Here is a 14,843-nt window from a genome sequence, read left to right on the forward strand (position 1 = left end):
ATGGCGGCTTTGCCGCCGCGGTATTTAAGCGAAGAAAAAATTAAAAGACGCCCAAAAGCGGCAAAGTGCTAGCTATGAGAATTTAACAACTCGCGAGCAAAAAAGACGAGCTCTTAACTTAGACCGAGTAAAAATATCAAAACAAAACCCCCGTAAATATTATACGGGGGTTTTTAATCGCTTTATTATAAAGTTTTATTTGTTTTATTAAGCGTTCGTTTTTGCTTCGTCAGCCGTAGTTTGCTGGGCATAAGCGCATTTGCCGCAAGAAGCGTTCGCATTGGAAGCAAAAGCGCAACTTTCTTCCGCTTTAACCGTATCGGCCACGCAAGTGCAAGAAGTGCTCTCCGCCGTTAATACGCAAGAGCAGGCGGCGTTATCGGCTGATACCGCACAAACCGCTTCTTCTTTTGCTTCTACCGCTTTAGGTTCCTCGGCTTTTACTTCCGCTTCGGGAGCGGCACTCGCGCTTTCCGCCGGGGCTTCCACGGGCAAAGCTTCGGCTTTAGCGTTAACTTCGGCGTTTTCAATCTGTTCTTTGCATTCGGCATTGGTATCGGCCACGCAAGCGCAGGAGGTGCTTTCCGCAGTCAGCACGCAGTCGCAGGAGGCGTTATCGGCGGAAACAACAGCGCATTCTTCCGGCTTTGAAGCGTCGGAGGAATGTTTGGCGATATCGCACGCGCTGGCTTCCTGTTCCACAAAAGTCTGAACCGGTTTCGTTTCCGCTTGTACGGCGGGGCGGGCTTCGGGTTTAATTACAACTTTTCTCCATTTGCCTTCGCCTTCGGAAACCGTGGTAATTTCCAAATTATCGGCGAGGAAGCGGTGTATGTATCTCCTCATCTGCGCGGACATCGGGCGGAAGCGGTAAACGCGTTTGGTCCTCTTTACCATGCTGAGGGCTTTGCCGATTTCATTATTGATTTTGTCTTCAAGCTTTCTCCAGTAATTCTGCGTATCGGCCATTACGGAAATGGGCGTATTAAAACGCCTGCTGACGACCAAAGTTACTATATACTGCATAGATTCAAGCGTTTTGCCCTCTTTGCCGATTACTATCGCGGGGTGATCGCAATCAAAGGTAAGCAAAATTCTCTGCTGTTTGTCGTCCCACCAAACATTTAAGTTTTCGGCTTTGACGCCCATGGAAGATATCATGGTGTCCAAAGTTTCTTTGGCGCACTGCAAAGCGGGTTTCATATCTTCCGGGACGACGGCGTTTTGTATCTCGGCAGAGGGGAGCTTTTGCGGTTCGTTCTCTTTAGGGGTTTTGATTCTTTCGGCTTTGGCTTTTCTGCCGCCTTTTTTAAAGTCTTTGCCGCCCTTTCTTCCGCCGCGGCCTTTGCCGGAGGAGGAAGCTTTAACCGCGCTTCTGGGCTTCATGGGGGTGGAATGCTCGCTGTCCCATTTCTTTTCTATAATCCTGACTATGGCAGGCCTGCCGCCTATACCCAAAAAGCCGGATTTTTCTTCTTGGATGACGGTTACTTCGACTTGGTCGCGTCTGCGGCCGAGTTCGTTTAAACCGCGTATTATTGCGGTTGCTACGTCTTTACCTTCTGATTGAATTTCTCTTCTTGACATACAAATCTCCTAAAAAGCTTTTGCAAGCCTTTTCTTTAAAATTAAATTTATAACAAAACTGATACAGTTGCTGACGAACCAATACAGCGTAAGACCGGCCGGGAAGTTTAAGAATATCAAAGTCATGAATATCGGCATCCACTTCATCATAGCCATGGAAGGGTTATCCTTGGCGATGTCGGGCATGGTCATTTTCTGCTGGACGAACATCATCGCGCCCATGGCCAAAGGCAGTACATAATAAGGGTCTTTGGCGGAAAGATCTTGTATCCACCATATAAACGGCGCGCCGTGCAAAGCCCAAGAAGTTCTTAAAGCGTTGAACAAAGCCAAGAATATCGGCAGCTGGATAAACAAAGGCAGGCAGCCGCTTAACGGGTTTGCGCCGTACTTTTTATAAAGCGACATCATTTCGCGCTGGGCGGTCATCGGGTCGTTTTTATACTTTTCCTGAATACGTTTCATTTCCGGCTGGATCTTTTGCATAACCGCGGAAGATTTAAGCTGTTTATACGTAAGCGGGAACATAACGGCCTGAATCATTACGGTCATTATGATTATCGCCCAGCCGTAGTTATGGGTATAGCCGTTCAGCCATTCAAGCAAATTTCTGGCCCATTTGCCGAACTGGCCGAAAAAGCCGAACTGTATGGAACGCTGTAAATCAAAAGGAAGTTCCAAAAGGCGGTTGTAATCTTTGGGGCCGATATAGAAATCGGCGTCAAAGGAAATTTCCCCGCCGGCTTCCACCGCCATAGGCAGTTTTACGGCAAGATTGGGGCCCATTACGGCCTTTTCGCCGAAAAGCCCGTAAAAGCTGGGCTGATTGTAAATAAATTGTTTGGTAAACTTCAAATCGGAAGCTTCGGGCTTCCAGCTGCGCGGAATAAAAGCGGTAAGGAAGTAGCGGTTATCAATACCGGCCCATTCCCAGCCGCCGCATTCGGCTTCCAGCTTTGCGGGCTTGGACATCATCTTTTCCGTGACGGAATTTACGGTGGCCTTCTTTTTGCCTTCTTCCCTTATAAGGCATACGGCGCGCAAATTGGCGGAATTTTCGCTCATTTCGCTCTTAACGGTGGCCAAACCGGGCCCCATATTGACGAAAACGTCGGAAATTTCAAGGTTTTTATCGCTTAAGTTCTTTACCTTAAGGCTCATTTGGTTCAGCCCGCCGTCCCTGCTGAAAGTATACTCTTTGCGAACTTTAAGAGATCCGGGAACGGAAGCTTCAAAAACCATATCGGCGGAAGCGTCGTCCACGCGTTTAAAGTTAAGTTCCGGCATCGTGGCGAAATAACCTTCCCGCCCGTAAGGCATAAGATTAAGCGGTGCAACGACGTCTTTATAATCAAAAGTTTTAATCGCCGCGCCTTTGGAAGAAAAAGTTATATCCGCGTCTTTTACGGAAAGAGTATAAAAACGTTCCTCTTCCTGAGCCGCGTTTTCTTTTACTGAAGTTTTTACTTTTATTTTCGGAGCCGGGGAAGAGGCCTGCTCTTCAACTGCGGCTGTTTCCTGCTGGGGTATCGGGTGCTGATTTTGGGGGAAAAAGTAGGAATAACCGACATAAACTAAAGCGGTTATGCCTAATGCTATAAAAAAATCCTTATTCATCTGTCTCCTTCGGCAATGCGAAAAATCCGCCAAAGCCGAGGCCTTCAGCAAACAGACTACGGAACAGGGTCAAATCCGCCCGGATGAAAAGGGTGGCATTTAAGCACTCTTTTCACGGCCAAATAAGAGCCTTTAAAAGCTCCGTACTTATTAATGGCCTCAAAAGCGTAAGCCGTACAAGTAGGATAAAACCGGCAAACGCCCATGGGCCCCAAAAACGGCCTTACGTAACGGCTGAAGAGCCGCAACAAGCAAAGCAAAAACGTTTTCATCAAAATTTAATGAAACCTAAGGTAAGGGTATAAGAAAAAGGGTCCTTATGGTTCTTTAAAAATTCCAGCTTTTTTTGCCAACCGCAAAAAAGCCGCACCGGCCGCTTCCATATCGGGGAATTTATCCGCGTTCTTTACGGAAACCAAGCAATCGGCGCCGTCTGTCAATAAATGTCTGTTAAGCCGAAAGGCCTCTCTGAAAAGCCTTTTACAGCGGTTTCTTACAACCGCATTGCCTAACTTTTTTGAAACTATCACGCCTATCCGCCCTTTAACTTTCTCGCCGGAGGGTTTTTGTTCCCCCCCGGCGGTTAAATGGGGATTGGGCCTATGCCATAAGACGCAACCGTCACCGTATATCTTGACGCCTTCTTTTAAGATATACTTAAAATCATTTTCAAGATAGACTCTGTCCGTCTTAGCAAGGCCGAATTTCTTCACAATATTACTTGCGAATAAGCTCTTTGCGCCCTTTAGCCCTTCTGGCACTAAGCACTTTTCTGCCACCCGCGGTGGCCATTCTAGCCCTAAAACCAATGGTTTTAGCTCTTTTTCTGTTGTTTGGTCTATATGTAGGTAACATAGTGATAATATTATATTACATTTTTGAAGTTTTGGAAAGATTTTAAGGATTTGTTCTTTGGCACTATCGCGGCTAACATTTTCCCATATTTGGGTAAATTTTAATTTTTTTCTCGTTCGCGTAGCGAGAGTCGCTTCGCTCCCGTTCTTCGTGCTACGCCGCACTTGAAATAAAATTAAAATTTCCTCCAAATCTGAAAAAACACGCAACTTATATTAATACATCTCAAAATCAAAAAATCACGTAACTTGAAGTTACAGAAGGAAAAAACACGCAACTTATATTATTACATCTCAAAATCAAAAAATCACGTAACTTGAAGTTACAGCATGTAACTTATAGGTTAAAACATGTTTACTTGTAAGCCGACGGCTTGAGTTCTTTCGTCTAAATAAATCAAACGGAACAAAAGCTTATTTATATTGTATCATTTAGATATGAATTTTACCGACCGAATGATTGTACTTCTCCGCCAAAACTTCAGAGAGCGCGACCGCATGATTTGCGCCTATACTTTGGAACACGGCAGAGTGGCGCTAAGGTTCCCGGGCGTAAACCGCGCCGATTCCAAGCTGAAAGCTTTGAGCGAGCCTTTCGCCCAGTCCTGCGCGCGCATTTATATAAGGAGGAACGCCTCGGTCGGCTGTGTTACCGGCGGGAAATTGGAAACGGTCTACCCCGAAATAAGAAAGGACTTCAACAAAACGCAGACCGCGGCTTATTTCTGCGAGCTTTTCTATCGCTTAACACCGGATTACAACCCCAACCCGGAAAAGTTCCGTTTGCTGGAAAACGCTCTTTCGGAAATTAACTCCGCCCCGCTGAACCAAGCCGTAGCGCCGGCTTTCCTTTTAAGATTAATGCAGCTGAGCGGTTTCGGTTTGGCCGGCAGAACCGTGCTGGGCATAGACGAAGAATTTTGGAACGCCATGCACGAACTGCCTTTAAGTTCGCTGAACTTCCTTACAAGCCGCGACGTAATAAACTTAAACAAAACCAGGTACGTCTGCAAAAGATTTTTAAACCGCTATTTGGCTTATCCTTTGCATACGATAGACCAGCTGGAACTTACCGCCCCTATAACAATAGAAGAAGCCATGCAGGAAACGGCCCTTGAACCCGTTTTAGCCTAAACTTGGCCTTATTTTAAGAATTTACCTTTCATATAAGTTAAAATATCTTTATGAAAAAATTTTCCTTTATCACAATTGCTCTGGCGGCGGTTTTTATCGCCGTAAATTACGTCGCGGGCTACTTAATATACCGCCCTCTTAAAGAGGTCGCCCCCATGCCGGAAAATTTTAAAGAAACCGTTATCGCCAAAACTTCAGGCGAAACTTTATACGCAGCCTTAAGCCCCGCAAAGCCCGGAAAAGAAACTATAATACTCTTTCACGGCAATGCCGGGAATATAAGTTATTACATACAATTTGCGGAAATATATTCCGCCCAAGGCTTCGGCGTTTTTATGTTTGATTACGGCGGCTTCGGCAAAAGTGAAGGCGGTTTAAATCAGGAAAGTTTTTTTGAGGACGCAAAAGCCGCTCTCGATTACCTTATAACGAAAGAAAATATCCCCCCTCAAAAACTTATACTTTTTGCCCATTCTTTAGGAAACGCGGCCTTGTTGGAAACGGCCCTTGCTTATAACGGCCTGCCGTTTAAAGCTTTAATAATGCAAAGCCCTTTTACAAATACGCCCGATATGGCGGCTTCTTTCCTGATGCGCGGCGGATATCGTCATAATTCCGTTTTAAGGAAAACGGCTTCCGCCCTTGCTTATCCGTTTTTATTTAACAAGCTGTTTAACAATATAGATAAAATAAGGGACTTAAAAAACCCGGTTTTTATAATTTACAGCCGCCAAGATATGCTTATTCCGTGGGAAATGTCCGACGCTTTGTTTAAAGCCGCGCCGGCGGGAAGCAGAAATTTCATTTCCCCGCACGGCGGGCATAATAATTTTGAATGGAGCGAAAAAGCCGTATCGGATTATTTGGAATCTTTGCCGGAGGCCGCAGCTTCTTCCGCGCAAACACCTTTAAAAACGGAACATAAATCCGGCGCGGAATCTTCTTTAGGCAGAGAATAGAGAAAGACTCCGTCGGTAAAAATCTTACCGTCTTTTAATGTCCATTCCCCGTTTGCTTCGCCCATGTCGTTCCCGCCGGGATATCTTACATAAGGCTTGCCCGCGCGGAAATAGAATTTATCGATAATATTTCCTTTAACGCCTGAAATGTTCAGCCTTGTTTGAGAAGCGTCCAGCCATACCTTATAAACAAGCCCGGCTTTATAATCATATTCGGTAAAACGGGCCAATTTGCCGTAAGCGTAGTAAGCTTCTTTCAAGGGCAGACCTTCCGCGTTTTCCTCGTTTTGCGTCAGGGAAGAACCCCAGCGGTTAAGAACATAAGAAACGCAGCCGGAATTATCCTTTTTTTCGCAATAAAAAAAGCGTCCGTTCTCAAAAAAAGCGCAATAAGAAGAATCAACTGTATTTTCTTTGCAGTAAAGGCCTTCAAATTTATTTTCAGGCAGGTTTAATTTTGAGCAGTCGGCTTCAAGCCATTGCGGCTGAGCCGTTTCCGGCAAAGAGCCGCCCGGCATTTCATAAGCGCAGGCGGCAAAAGCAAAACAAACAAAAAACAAAAGGCGGGCAAGATTACTGTGCATCATACTGATTCGGCCCTTCCGTCGGAGGCAGCAAACCGAAAATAATCAAAATCGGGGAAAATATTAAAGCCACCAAAATCAGCCAGCCACTAAGCCCCGCATCGTGCAGACGCCTGACGCTCAAAGCTATGCACGGCACCAGCATGACCAAATACAAAAGCCCTATCACCAAGCCTAAAAAAGCCAAAAACAAACCTACGACGGTATTATCGGAGGGCACGGCAAACATTAAAAAGAAAAATACCATGCTCAAAACAAGCATTATTAAAAAATAAAACAAGTTAAACAGCCAAAATTCCGTACGGGAAGCCCTGCCGGAAAAATCCGCATATTTGTGTATGATAACGTCAAAAAAATATTTTTTCATTTGTATCTCCTGTTTATAATTTTTCAATCAAATCCAAAATTTGCGCCGGGGTATGCGCGAAAAACTTCGCCCCCAATTTTTCAAGTTCGGCCCTGTCCCTAAAACCCCAAGTTACGCAAATACAGGGCAGGCCGGAATTTAAAGCTGTATTGTAATCGACTTCGCTGTCGCCTATATAAACGGCGTCTTCTTTGCGGGCTTTAAGTTCTTTTAAAGCTTTAAAAACGCTGTCGGGCGCGGGTTTTTTACGGACTTCCGGGCTTTCGCCTATAGCAATATCAAAAACGTCTTTAAAATAAATGCCGCACAGTTCTTTTACGGCCGAATCAAATTTATTTGAAACCACCGCCAAGCGGCACCCGCGTTCTTTTAAAGACTTAAAAAGCTCTTTAATACCCGGATAAGGCGCTGTCTTTACGTACATATGTTTGGAATAATAAGCCTTAAATTTCTCCAGACATTTTAAGGTTTCTTCCTCTGACGCGCCCTGCGGAACCGACTTTTCTATAAGAGCCTTAACGCCGTTGCCCAAAGCTTTGCGGATTTCATCCTCCCCCCGCTCGGGCCAGCCGCAGAGTTTAAGCGCGTAATTGACGGAATCGGCCAAATCGCCCAAAGTGTTCAAAATGGTTCCGTCCATATCAAAGATAATTATGCTCTTCATAGTTTCTTCCGTTTAAATTGTATAATATTTTTATGAATGACAAAGCTAAACGCGCTAAAGAACTGTTTTTGGAAGGCTATGGATGCGCACAATCCGTTTTACTGGCCTTTCGGGAAGAACTTAATATAGATAAGGATACGGCTGTTTTGATAGCATCATCTTTCGGCGGAGGTATGGGCCGATTAAGAGAAGTCTGCGGCTGCGTAAGCGGTATGTTTATGGTCGCAGGGCTTAAAAAGGGGCCTTTGAATCCGAAAGATTTTAAAGCCAAGGAAGGGCATTACCGCCTTATACAATCCCTGGCAGAAGATTTTAAGAAAGAAACCGGCTCCATAATCTGCAGGGAACTTTTGGGCCTGCCGGCGAACTCCAAATCCGCGCCCGCGCCTCAGCCGCGTACGCAGGAATACTATAAAAAACGCCCCTGCCCCGATATGGTGGCCTTGGCCGCGGATATTTTGGAAAAAAGGCTGTTTTCTTAAATAAAATTTATAAGCCGCCAAACACTTTAAAGCCGCCCTTTAACCGGGGCGATTTTTTTGATTTAATATAATGTAGCTTCAAAAAAAACGATTTTTTTAGGATAGACAAATGCCATCAACTTTATTTAATTCCACAGAAATTGAACTTATCTCCGTGGAGCTGCCGGCGGTGCTCGCCAAGGCGGCCCAAGGGCTTGACGTCGACGTGAAAGAAATTGAGCAAAGAGCCCTGCCTTTAATCAAAGAAAACACCACGTACGCGCAAATGTTGGAACACCTTATAATAACCGCGTTAAGCCTTACATCCATCAACGCGCCGGACTGGAAATATTTTGCCGGACGTTTAAGGATTTTAAGCCTTTACAAAACCTGCGGAAGAAAAGAACTTTACGATTATCCCGCAACCCTCGCGCAAAACGTAAAAAACGGCGTATATACGGATTTGATACTGCAGTATTATACACCGCAGGATATAGAAACGGCGGCCTCTTTTATCAATCCCGATTTTGATTTTATTTACGACTATGCCGGCGCAAGCCTGCTGATAAAAAGATATCTTTGCGAATATGAGGACAAACCCGCCGAACTGCCGCAGGATATGTTCCTGACGATAGCCCTTTTGGCGGAAATGAACAACCCTAAAGAAACGCGCATGGAATGCGTCAAAGACACCTACGAAAAACTGGCCAACCGCAAAATATCGCTGGCCACCCCGCTTTTAATGAATTTAAGAAGGCCCAACGGCAATTTAAGTTCGTGCTTCATAACCATGGCCGACGATAACAGGGATTCAATTTTCTATATAGTCGACCAAATAGCCGCCATAAGCAAATTCGGCGGAGGGGTGGGCGTCAACATATCCCGCTTAAGAGCCAAAGGCGCCAGAATAAAAGGCGTAAAAAACGCCGGCGGCGGAGTTATACCGTGGATACGCATAATCAACGATACCGCCGTGGCCGTAAACCAGCAGGGCAAACGCAAAGGCGCGGTAACCGTCGCGCTTGATATGTGGCATTTGGATATTGAAGACTTCCTTGAGCTCCGCACCGAAAACGGCGATCAGCGCATGAAAGCCTATGACATCTTCCCGCAAGTGGTAATCCCAGATTTATTTATGAGAAAAGTGCAAAGCGCAGAAGAATGGCTTATGGTGGACCCAGGCGAAATCCGCTCCAAATATAATACCGAAATTACCGATTTGTGGGGAGAAGAGTTTGAAGCTTTCTACGAAAATCTTTATAAAGACGCCAAGGACGGCAAACTGGAACTGTTTAAATTCCTGCCGGCAAAGGAACTGATTAAAAAAGTAATGAAGTCCCAAATAGAAACCGGGATGCCTTATATAGCTTTTAAAGATACTTTAAACAAATACAATCCAAACAAACACGACGGGCTTATAGTTTCAACCAATTTATGCACGGAATCGCACAGCAATGTCCGCCCGGCCAAATTCTCCCCCAAAAGGCTGGAAAACGGCAGAATCATATCGGAGGTTTACGACGGACTGGTCCACGTATGCAATTTGATTTCAATAAACTTGGCAAATATTTTCAGCGACGAAGAGCTTGAAAGCTGCTGCAAAGCTTCCGTCAGATTTTTGGACAACGCCATAGATTTGACCGAAGTGCCCGTGCCGGAAGGCACCCTGCACAACCGCCGCTACCGCACGATAGGCGTCGGCGCGATGGGTTTGGCGGACCATTTGGCTTACAGGAATATAACTTATACGGCCTCGGCCGATTACGCAGACGAACTATTTGAGAAGTTCGCCCTTTACTGCACAAAAGCCAGCATAGCCATAGCGGCTAAAAAAGGCCCCTTTGAAGCTTATAAAGGCTCAGACTGGGACAAAGGCCTCATAATCGGCAAAAACGAAGAATGGTTCAAACAGAACTCAAAATATTACGCACAATGGAAACAGGTTTTTGAAGATTTGAAAAAATACGGCGTAAGAAATTCCCAAATAACCGCTATCGCCCCGAATACGAGTTCTTCCCTGATACAAGGCTGTTCTGCGTCGATACTGCCGGTTTACAGCAAGTTCTTTGTGGAAACCCACGCCAAAGGCAGTATACCCAACTGCCCCATGTATATTAAAGAAAAATTTTGGTATTACCAAGAAAATAAAAATATCAGCCAGCAAAAAGTGGTGGATATAATATCCCGCATAAACAAATGGATAGACACGGGCATATCTTTCGAGCTTATTTACAACTTAAATATGGACATAAAAGCCAAAGATATTTTTGACACCATTATGCTGGCTTGGAAAAAGGAAATCAAAACGCTTTATTACACCCGCAGCATACAAAAAGACGGCAGCTCCGCAAAAAAAGCGGAGTGCATAAGCTGCGCCGGTTAAAAAGAGGACGATATGCAAAGCAAAAAAATATTCAACGTAGAAGGCGACGACAGTATACAAAACCGCAGAATAATCGGCGGAAACGTTACCAATTTATTTAATTTGAACAATGTCAAATACAATTGGGCAAATAAACTTTACCGCGTTATGATGGAAAACTTTTGGATACCGGAAAAGGTTTCCCTCACCGACGACAAACGCTGTTACAGCGAGCTTTCCCCCCACGAAAAAGAAAGCTACGACGGAATTTTATCTTTTTTGGTTTTCCTAGACAGCATACAAACAAATAATCTGCCCAATATAAGCCAATATATAACCGCGCCGGAAATAAACCTTATTTTGGCCATACAAACCTATCAGGAAGCGGTGCATTCCCAAAGCTACGCTTATATTATAGAAAGCATAGTGCCCGCGGATAAAAGAAACGACATTTACGAACGCTGGCGCGAGGATAAAATCCTTCTTGAGCGCAATAAATACATAGCGGCCATATATCAGGATTTCTTAGACAACCGCACGGACGCCAATTTTGCGCGCGTGCTTATAGCCAATTTCCTTTTGGAAGGCATTTATTTTTACAACGGTTTTAACTTCTTCTACAATTTGGCCGCAAGAAGCCTGATGATAGGCACGGCCGACGAAATAAAATACATCAACCGCGACGAGCTTACGCACTGCGTGATATTCTCCCAAATGATTAAACAGATATGGAAGGATAACCCCGGCTTTTTTAGCGAGCAGGAAGTTTACGAAATGTTCAATAAAGCCGCGGAACAGGAAATGGCCTGGAGCAATGCGATAATAGGCGATAATATCGTCGGCATAAATAAAGACACTACGGAAAAATACACCAAGTTTATAACGAACCAGCGTCTTAAGGAAATAGGCCTTAACCCCATATTTAAAGGGTTCGACGTTACCCCCTACCCGCATTTGGAAAAAATCGCCGACACCAACGGGGAAGGCAGCGTAAAAGGGAACTTTTTTGAGGCTAACGTATCAGCCTACAACCAAAGTTCCGCAGTCGAAGGCTGGGACGATATTTAATACATTAAATATCCGTAAAATCAATCAGCCCCCGCTTTTAATGCGGGGGCTTATAATTATATAGGGAGGAAAGCCAATCGCTCCCCTCCCTATGGAAAATAGTAACCCGTACTTCGGCCCTTAACGACCGCTTTTACTTAACCTGCTTAAGAACGACGGGCTTTCCAAGGGGTATTATTACGTAAGGCGCTTCTTCCGGCCTTTTGGCGGCCCCCAAGATATTAACTTTATAATTGACGGTTACGTCGTTCTCGTTTTCCGTATAGTCCCTAATTTCAAAAAATCCGTTGGAAAGCGCGCTGTCCGATTCCACAAAAACTATTCTGTCTTTTTTGAAATTGACTTCGGGATAATCGCCCGGGTTCGCCTTTTTGTAAGCCGTATAATCTTTACCTGAAGAAATTTCCGTAAATTTAACCGGCGCGCTTATCATGGTTATACGGTTTGGCAAATCGGCGGAATCAAATTCCTCGGAGGGCTGAACCTTCGATATGGAATCAGGGTGCATTACGGGGGCGTCATTTTCAATAATGATTTTGCTTTCCTTGGGCTCGGGGCGTGAAGCCTGCTCAAAAAAATCAGGCTCGCGGTTGGCCGTGCTGTGGAACTCAAACTCTTCTTCCCCGCCGGAGGAATTATTGATAATATCGTTTTTAAACTCCGCGTTTTCGCCGTAATCTTTAAAAAGCACCTCGCCTTCAATCTCGGCGGTGGCTTCGTTTAAAGCGGCGATATCCGCCATCTGTATTGCGGAAAGGGCTTCCTCATCCCCGCTTTTTATAAGATATTTGGGCCTAAGATAATACTGCCACAAAAGCCCGGCGACGAATACGCCCAGCAAAAACGCGGTTATATTTTTATATTTCATTTTGAAGGCCACTTGCCGTGTTCGGCGATAATTACGGATTTTAATCCGCCGCGCGGCGTAAATTCGCCGGTAATGCGGGCCACTTTGGGCTTGCAGGCTTTGACGACGTCATCCAAAATTTTATTGGCGATGTTTTCCATAAAAATGCCCATATCGCGGTACTCAAGCAAATAATATTTTAAAGATTTAAGCTCAAGGCAAAGTTCGTTCGGGATATATTCTATCGTTATTGCGCCGAAATCCGGCAGCCCGGTTTTAGGGCATACGGAAGTAAATTCCGGCAGAACGATTTTTATGACGTAATCCCTTTTATATTGGTTTTCCCAGCATTGTATCGCCGGGAGTTCAGTATTTGCGCCTTTACGCGCGTGGTCTTTAGTGTATCCGAAATCAATATCTCTGTCCATGGTTAATCCTCGCAGAATTTATAGCTATTATAAGTAAAGTCAAAAGCGCAGCCAAAAGATTTTCATACCAGGCGAGGGCTTTCCCGCCGATAAGAACTTCCCAGAACATAAACACGGAAACAAAAACCGATATGTAAACGTTCTGTTTTATCACGTTGGCGCGGCAAGCTTCAAAATCAAAAACCCGCCTGAAAGCGGCAAAGTCCCTGTCTTTAATGATGATATCCACCCAGCTGGAAAACACATTGTTCGCCGCGCTGAAAGCAACACCCGCGCCCGCTTGCAAAAGCGCGAGGATATCGTTAAAACCGTCCCCGAGCATTACCGTTTTTTGCCCCATATTGGAAGCCGCGGATATCTTCGCCGCCTTATCCTGGGGATACATAGCCGAATAATACTCTTCAATGCCGGCCATTTGCGCCGCGGCCGCAACCGCGCCGTTATTATCGCCCGAAATCAGGCATATTTTTTTACCGGCGGCTTTAAGGAAGGATATAGTGCTTTTCGCATTTGCGCGGAGTCTGTCCTTAAAATAAACCGCGCCTAAATACTTGCCGTTTTTGGCGACGTAAAATACCGTTCTTTTGACGTCTTCCGCCGCGGGGAGGCCTTCTATCCCTTTGTCCTCCAGCCAGTTTTTGCGCCCGGCTATTATAATATTTTTGCCTTCTTTTACCACGGTGCCGAAACTTGGATGAAGTTCTATCGAACTCAGCTTCGGCGCGGAAAGTTTGTTCTTTCTGGCGTATTCTTTTAAAGCGCAGGCAAAGATATTATCCGCCGAAGACTGCGCCGTATAAGCGGCTTTCAGCACGTCCGCCGCTTTTACGCCTTCCGCCGGTTCGGCTGAGGCCACTTCCAAACGGCCGGAAGTCAAAGTGCCGGTTTTGTCTATAAAAATAATATCGCTTAAACGCAGCAGATTCAAGGCCTGCCCGTTTTGAATGAAAATGCCGCTTTTGCGCGCGTTTCTTACGGTAAAAAACACCGGCAGCAAAACCGCCGCCATATAAGTTACCGGGCCGCTTAAAGCCAATATAAGCAGAAAAGCCAAAAACCAATGAAAGACTTTGGAAGGTTCTATAAGCGCGCCGCAAATAAACTGCAAAGAAGCAAAAACAAAAAAGAAGAGCAGCACTCTGCCCGCGTAAAGTTCCAGCATACTCGGCGAAAGCATTTTTTTTGTTTCGCTTTTTTTGACTTCTTCCAAAATTCTGGCTATTTTGGAAGAATTTTTTAAGCTTTCCGCAGTCGCTCTGACTTCCGTGCCCTTGTTTACGCTGCCCGCCGGCAGGATATCGCCGGTTTGTTTCGCCGCCAAAGTTATATTGCCGGTAAGCAGCGATTCGTCCACTATCGTGGAACCTTTTATTATTTTGCAGTCGACGGCCAGCCTTTCCCCGTTTTTAACCAAAAGGACGTCGCCTATTTCCACTTCGGAAGCGAAGACTTTTTTAACGGAACCGTCATCTTGAACTTTAAAAACCGATTTGGAAATAAAAGCGTCCAAACTCTTTATAAATCTGCGGCTGCTGCCTATATGTCTAAGTTCAAAATATTTAATAAAGTTCGCGCAGATAAAAATAAAAGGCATTAACGCCGCCGCGCCCGAAACGGGGAAGCCGGTCCCCTCGCGCAAAGCGTTCAGCACGGCAAACAAAAAAGCGGCGCCCGCGCTTACCAGCGCAAAAGCGTTAAAACCGACGTAAAGATTTTTAAGCTCCAGCAGACATCCCCTTATAAAAAGCTCTCCGCCCCAAAAAAACGTTATCAGTACTATAAAGAGCCTCATCGTGGGGGATAAGTCCGCCGCGTAAGCCATCAAGAGCAGCGCGCCGGCGCATACGCTGACCCAACCGCGCAGACAGTAAGAATCCGGCGCAAAAAGGATAAGTTTTTTATTCTGCATTT

General features: G+C 45.3%; 16 protein-coding genes. 5 read left to right on the forward strand and 11 right to left on the reverse strand.

All coding sequences use genetic code 11. The features are described 5' to 3' along the window. Window positions 1-207: 207 nt before the first annotated feature. Genes jag through rpmH form a run of 5 tightly spaced genes read right to left on the reverse strand, consistent with a single transcriptional unit; the run spans window position 208 to window position 4,059 of the window. Window positions 208-1,587 (reverse strand): RNA-binding cell elongation regulator Jag/EloR, encoded by a 1,380-nt coding sequence (jag, locus tag ACQY26_RS00120; RefSeq protein ID WP_428047054.1) that lies wholly within the window; start codon window positions 1,585-1,587, stop codon window positions 208-210. Between the two features lie 9 nt (window positions 1,588-1,596). Beyond that, window positions 1,597-3,204, reverse strand: coding sequence for a membrane protein insertase YidC (gene yidC, locus ACQY26_RS00125; RefSeq protein WP_428047055.1), 1,608 nt, complete (start codon window positions 3,202-3,204; stop codon window positions 1,597-1,599). 56 nt (window positions 3,205-3,260) lie between these two features. Further along, window positions 3,261-3,476 carry a membrane protein insertion efficiency factor YidD gene (gene yidD / locus ACQY26_RS00130; RefSeq protein ID WP_428047056.1) on the reverse strand — a complete coding sequence of 72 codons (216 nt, stop codon included), beginning with the start codon at window positions 3,474-3,476 and terminating at the stop codon, window positions 3,261-3,263. Between the two features lie 45 nt (window positions 3,477-3,521). Further along, window positions 3,522-3,983, reverse strand: a complete 462-nt coding sequence (gene rnpA, locus ACQY26_RS00135; RefSeq protein ID WP_428047057.1) for a ribonuclease P protein component — start codon at window positions 3,981-3,983, stop codon at window positions 3,522-3,524. Continuing rightward, window positions 3,922-4,059 carry a 50S ribosomal protein L34 gene (rpmH, locus tag ACQY26_RS00140; RefSeq protein ID WP_428047058.1) on the reverse strand — a complete coding sequence of 46 codons (138 nt, stop codon included), beginning with the start codon at window positions 4,057-4,059 and terminating at the stop codon, window positions 3,922-3,924. The genes rnpA and rpmH overlap by 62 nt, the downstream gene beginning before the upstream one ends. Before the next feature lie 437 nt (window positions 4,060-4,496). Between rpmH and recO the strand changes: the two genes are divergently transcribed. Next, the gene (gene recO, locus ACQY26_RS00145; protein ID WP_428047059.1) at window positions 4,497-5,192 is read left to right on the forward strand and encodes a DNA repair protein RecO; all 696 of its coding nucleotides are present in this window, start codon (window positions 4,497-4,499) and stop codon (window positions 5,190-5,192) included. Window positions 5,193-5,242: 50 nt separating this feature from the next. Next, on the forward strand, window positions 5,243-6,151 hold the full coding sequence (locus ACQY26_RS00150; protein WP_428047060.1) for an alpha/beta hydrolase: 909 nt from the start codon (window positions 5,243-5,245) through the stop codon (window positions 6,149-6,151). Here ACQY26_RS00150 and ACQY26_RS00155 read toward each other — a convergent pair. From ACQY26_RS00155 to ACQY26_RS00165, 3 genes are read right to left on the reverse strand one after another with little or no spacing between them, the layout of a single operon-like run. Continuing rightward, the gene (locus tag ACQY26_RS00155) at window positions 6,052-6,738 is read right to left on the reverse strand and encodes a hypothetical protein (RefSeq protein WP_428047061.1); all 687 of its coding nucleotides are present in this window, start codon (window positions 6,736-6,738) and stop codon (window positions 6,052-6,054) included. The two genes, ACQY26_RS00150 and ACQY26_RS00155, sit on opposite strands and share 100 nt — an antisense overlap. After that, complete coding sequence (locus ACQY26_RS00160) at window positions 6,725-7,102, reverse strand: DUF805 domain-containing protein (protein ID WP_428047062.1); 378 nt, start codon at window positions 7,100-7,102, stop codon at window positions 6,725-6,727. Before ACQY26_RS00160 ends, ACQY26_RS00155 begins: the two co-directional genes overlap by 14 nt. Before the next feature lie 13 nt (window positions 7,103-7,115). Continuing rightward, on the reverse strand, window positions 7,116-7,766 hold the full coding sequence (locus tag ACQY26_RS00165; RefSeq protein WP_428047063.1) for an HAD family hydrolase: 651 nt from the start codon (window positions 7,764-7,766) through the stop codon (window positions 7,116-7,118). Window positions 7,767-7,798: 32 nt separating this feature from the next. Here ACQY26_RS00165 and ACQY26_RS00170 point away from each other — a divergent pair, with 32 nt between their 5' ends. The 3 genes from ACQY26_RS00170 to ACQY26_RS00180 all read left to right on the forward strand — a co-directional run bounded on the left by ACQY26_RS00170 (window position 7,799) and on the right by ACQY26_RS00180 (window position 11,657). Beyond that, window positions 7,799-8,248, forward strand: a complete 450-nt coding sequence (locus tag ACQY26_RS00170) for a C-GCAxxG-C-C family protein (protein WP_428047064.1) — start codon at window positions 7,799-7,801, stop codon at window positions 8,246-8,248. Window positions 8,249-8,357: 109 nt separating this feature from the next. Continuing rightward, the gene (locus ACQY26_RS00175; protein ID WP_428047065.1) at window positions 8,358-10,610 is read left to right on the forward strand and encodes a ribonucleoside-diphosphate reductase subunit alpha; all 2,253 of its coding nucleotides are present in this window, start codon (window positions 8,358-8,360) and stop codon (window positions 10,608-10,610) included. 12 nt (window positions 10,611-10,622) lie between these two features. Then, window positions 10,623-11,657, forward strand: coding sequence for a ribonucleotide-diphosphate reductase subunit beta (locus ACQY26_RS00180; RefSeq protein ID WP_428047066.1), 1,035 nt, complete (start codon window positions 10,623-10,625; stop codon window positions 11,655-11,657). Between the two features lie 133 nt (window positions 11,658-11,790). On the opposite strand, the gene ACQY26_RS00185 is transcribed toward ACQY26_RS00180, so the two are convergent. Genes ACQY26_RS00185 through ACQY26_RS00195 form a run of 3 tightly spaced genes read right to left on the reverse strand, consistent with a single transcriptional unit; the run spans window position 11,791 to window position 14,841 of the window. Then, window positions 11,791-12,525 carry a hypothetical protein gene (locus ACQY26_RS00185; protein WP_428047067.1) on the reverse strand — a complete coding sequence of 245 codons (735 nt, stop codon included), beginning with the start codon at window positions 12,523-12,525 and terminating at the stop codon, window positions 11,791-11,793. Beyond that, a complete protein-coding gene (gene queF, locus ACQY26_RS00190; RefSeq protein ID WP_428047068.1) occupies window positions 12,522-12,932 on the reverse strand; it encodes a preQ(1) synthase in 411 nt (136 codons plus the stop codon). The genes ACQY26_RS00185 and queF overlap by 4 nt, the downstream gene beginning before the upstream one ends. After that, window positions 12,916-14,841 carry an HAD-IC family P-type ATPase gene (locus ACQY26_RS00195; RefSeq protein ID WP_428047069.1) on the reverse strand — a complete coding sequence of 642 codons (1,926 nt, stop codon included), beginning with the start codon at window positions 14,839-14,841 and terminating at the stop codon, window positions 12,916-12,918. The genes queF and ACQY26_RS00195 overlap by 17 nt, the downstream gene beginning before the upstream one ends. Window positions 14,842-14,843 lie beyond the last annotated feature (2 nt).

The sequence above is a fragment of the Candidatus Proelusimicrobium excrementi genome (assembly GCF_937881865.1).
Classification (GTDB): domain Bacteria; phylum Elusimicrobiota; class Elusimicrobia; order Elusimicrobiales; family Elusimicrobiaceae; genus Proelusimicrobium; species Proelusimicrobium excrementi.

Excerpts from the sequence above, each read along its gene's own strand:
- jag (WP_428047054.1), bottom strand. The coding sequence starts at position 1,587 with ATGTCAAGAAGAGAAATTCAATCAGAAGGTAAAGACGTAGCAACCGCA.
- yidC (WP_428047055.1), bottom strand. The coding sequence starts at position 3,204 with ATGAATAAGGATTTTTTTATAGCATTAGGCATAACCGCTTTAGTTTAT.
- yidD (WP_428047056.1), bottom strand. The coding sequence starts at position 3,476 with ATGAAAACGTTTTTGCTTTGCTTGTTGCGGCTCTTCAGCCGTTACGTA.
- rpmH (WP_428047058.1), bottom strand. The coding sequence starts at position 4,059 with ATGTTACCTACATATAGACCAAACAACAGAAAAAGAGCTAAAACCATT.
- recO (WP_428047059.1), top strand. The coding sequence starts at position 4,497 with ATGAATTTTACCGACCGAATGATTGTACTTCTCCGCCAAAACTTCAGA.
- ACQY26_RS00150 (WP_428047060.1), top strand. The coding sequence starts at position 5,243 with ATGAAAAAATTTTCCTTTATCACAATTGCTCTGGCGGCGGTTTTTATC.
- ACQY26_RS00155 (WP_428047061.1), bottom strand. The coding sequence starts at position 6,738 with ATGATGCACAGTAATCTTGCCCGCCTTTTGTTTTTTGTTTGTTTTGCT.
- ACQY26_RS00160 (WP_428047062.1), bottom strand. The coding sequence starts at position 7,102 with ATGAAAAAATATTTTTTTGACGTTATCATACACAAATATGCGGATTTT.
- ACQY26_RS00165 (WP_428047063.1), bottom strand. The coding sequence starts at position 7,766 with ATGAAGAGCATAATTATCTTTGATATGGACGGAACCATTTTGAACACT.
- ACQY26_RS00170 (WP_428047064.1), top strand. The coding sequence starts at position 7,799 with ATGAATGACAAAGCTAAACGCGCTAAAGAACTGTTTTTGGAAGGCTAT.
- ACQY26_RS00175 (WP_428047065.1), top strand. The coding sequence starts at position 8,358 with ATGCCATCAACTTTATTTAATTCCACAGAAATTGAACTTATCTCCGTG.
- ACQY26_RS00180 (WP_428047066.1), top strand. The coding sequence starts at position 10,623 with ATGCAAAGCAAAAAAATATTCAACGTAGAAGGCGACGACAGTATACAA.
- ACQY26_RS00185 (WP_428047067.1), bottom strand. The coding sequence starts at position 12,525 with ATGAAATATAAAAATATAACCGCGTTTTTGCTGGGCGTATTCGTCGCC.
- queF (WP_428047068.1), bottom strand. The coding sequence starts at position 12,932 with ATGGACAGAGATATTGATTTCGGATACACTAAAGACCACGCGCGTAAA.
- ACQY26_RS00195 (WP_428047069.1), bottom strand. The coding sequence starts at position 14,841 with ATGCAGAATAAAAAACTTATCCTTTTTGCGCCGGATTCTTACTGTCTG.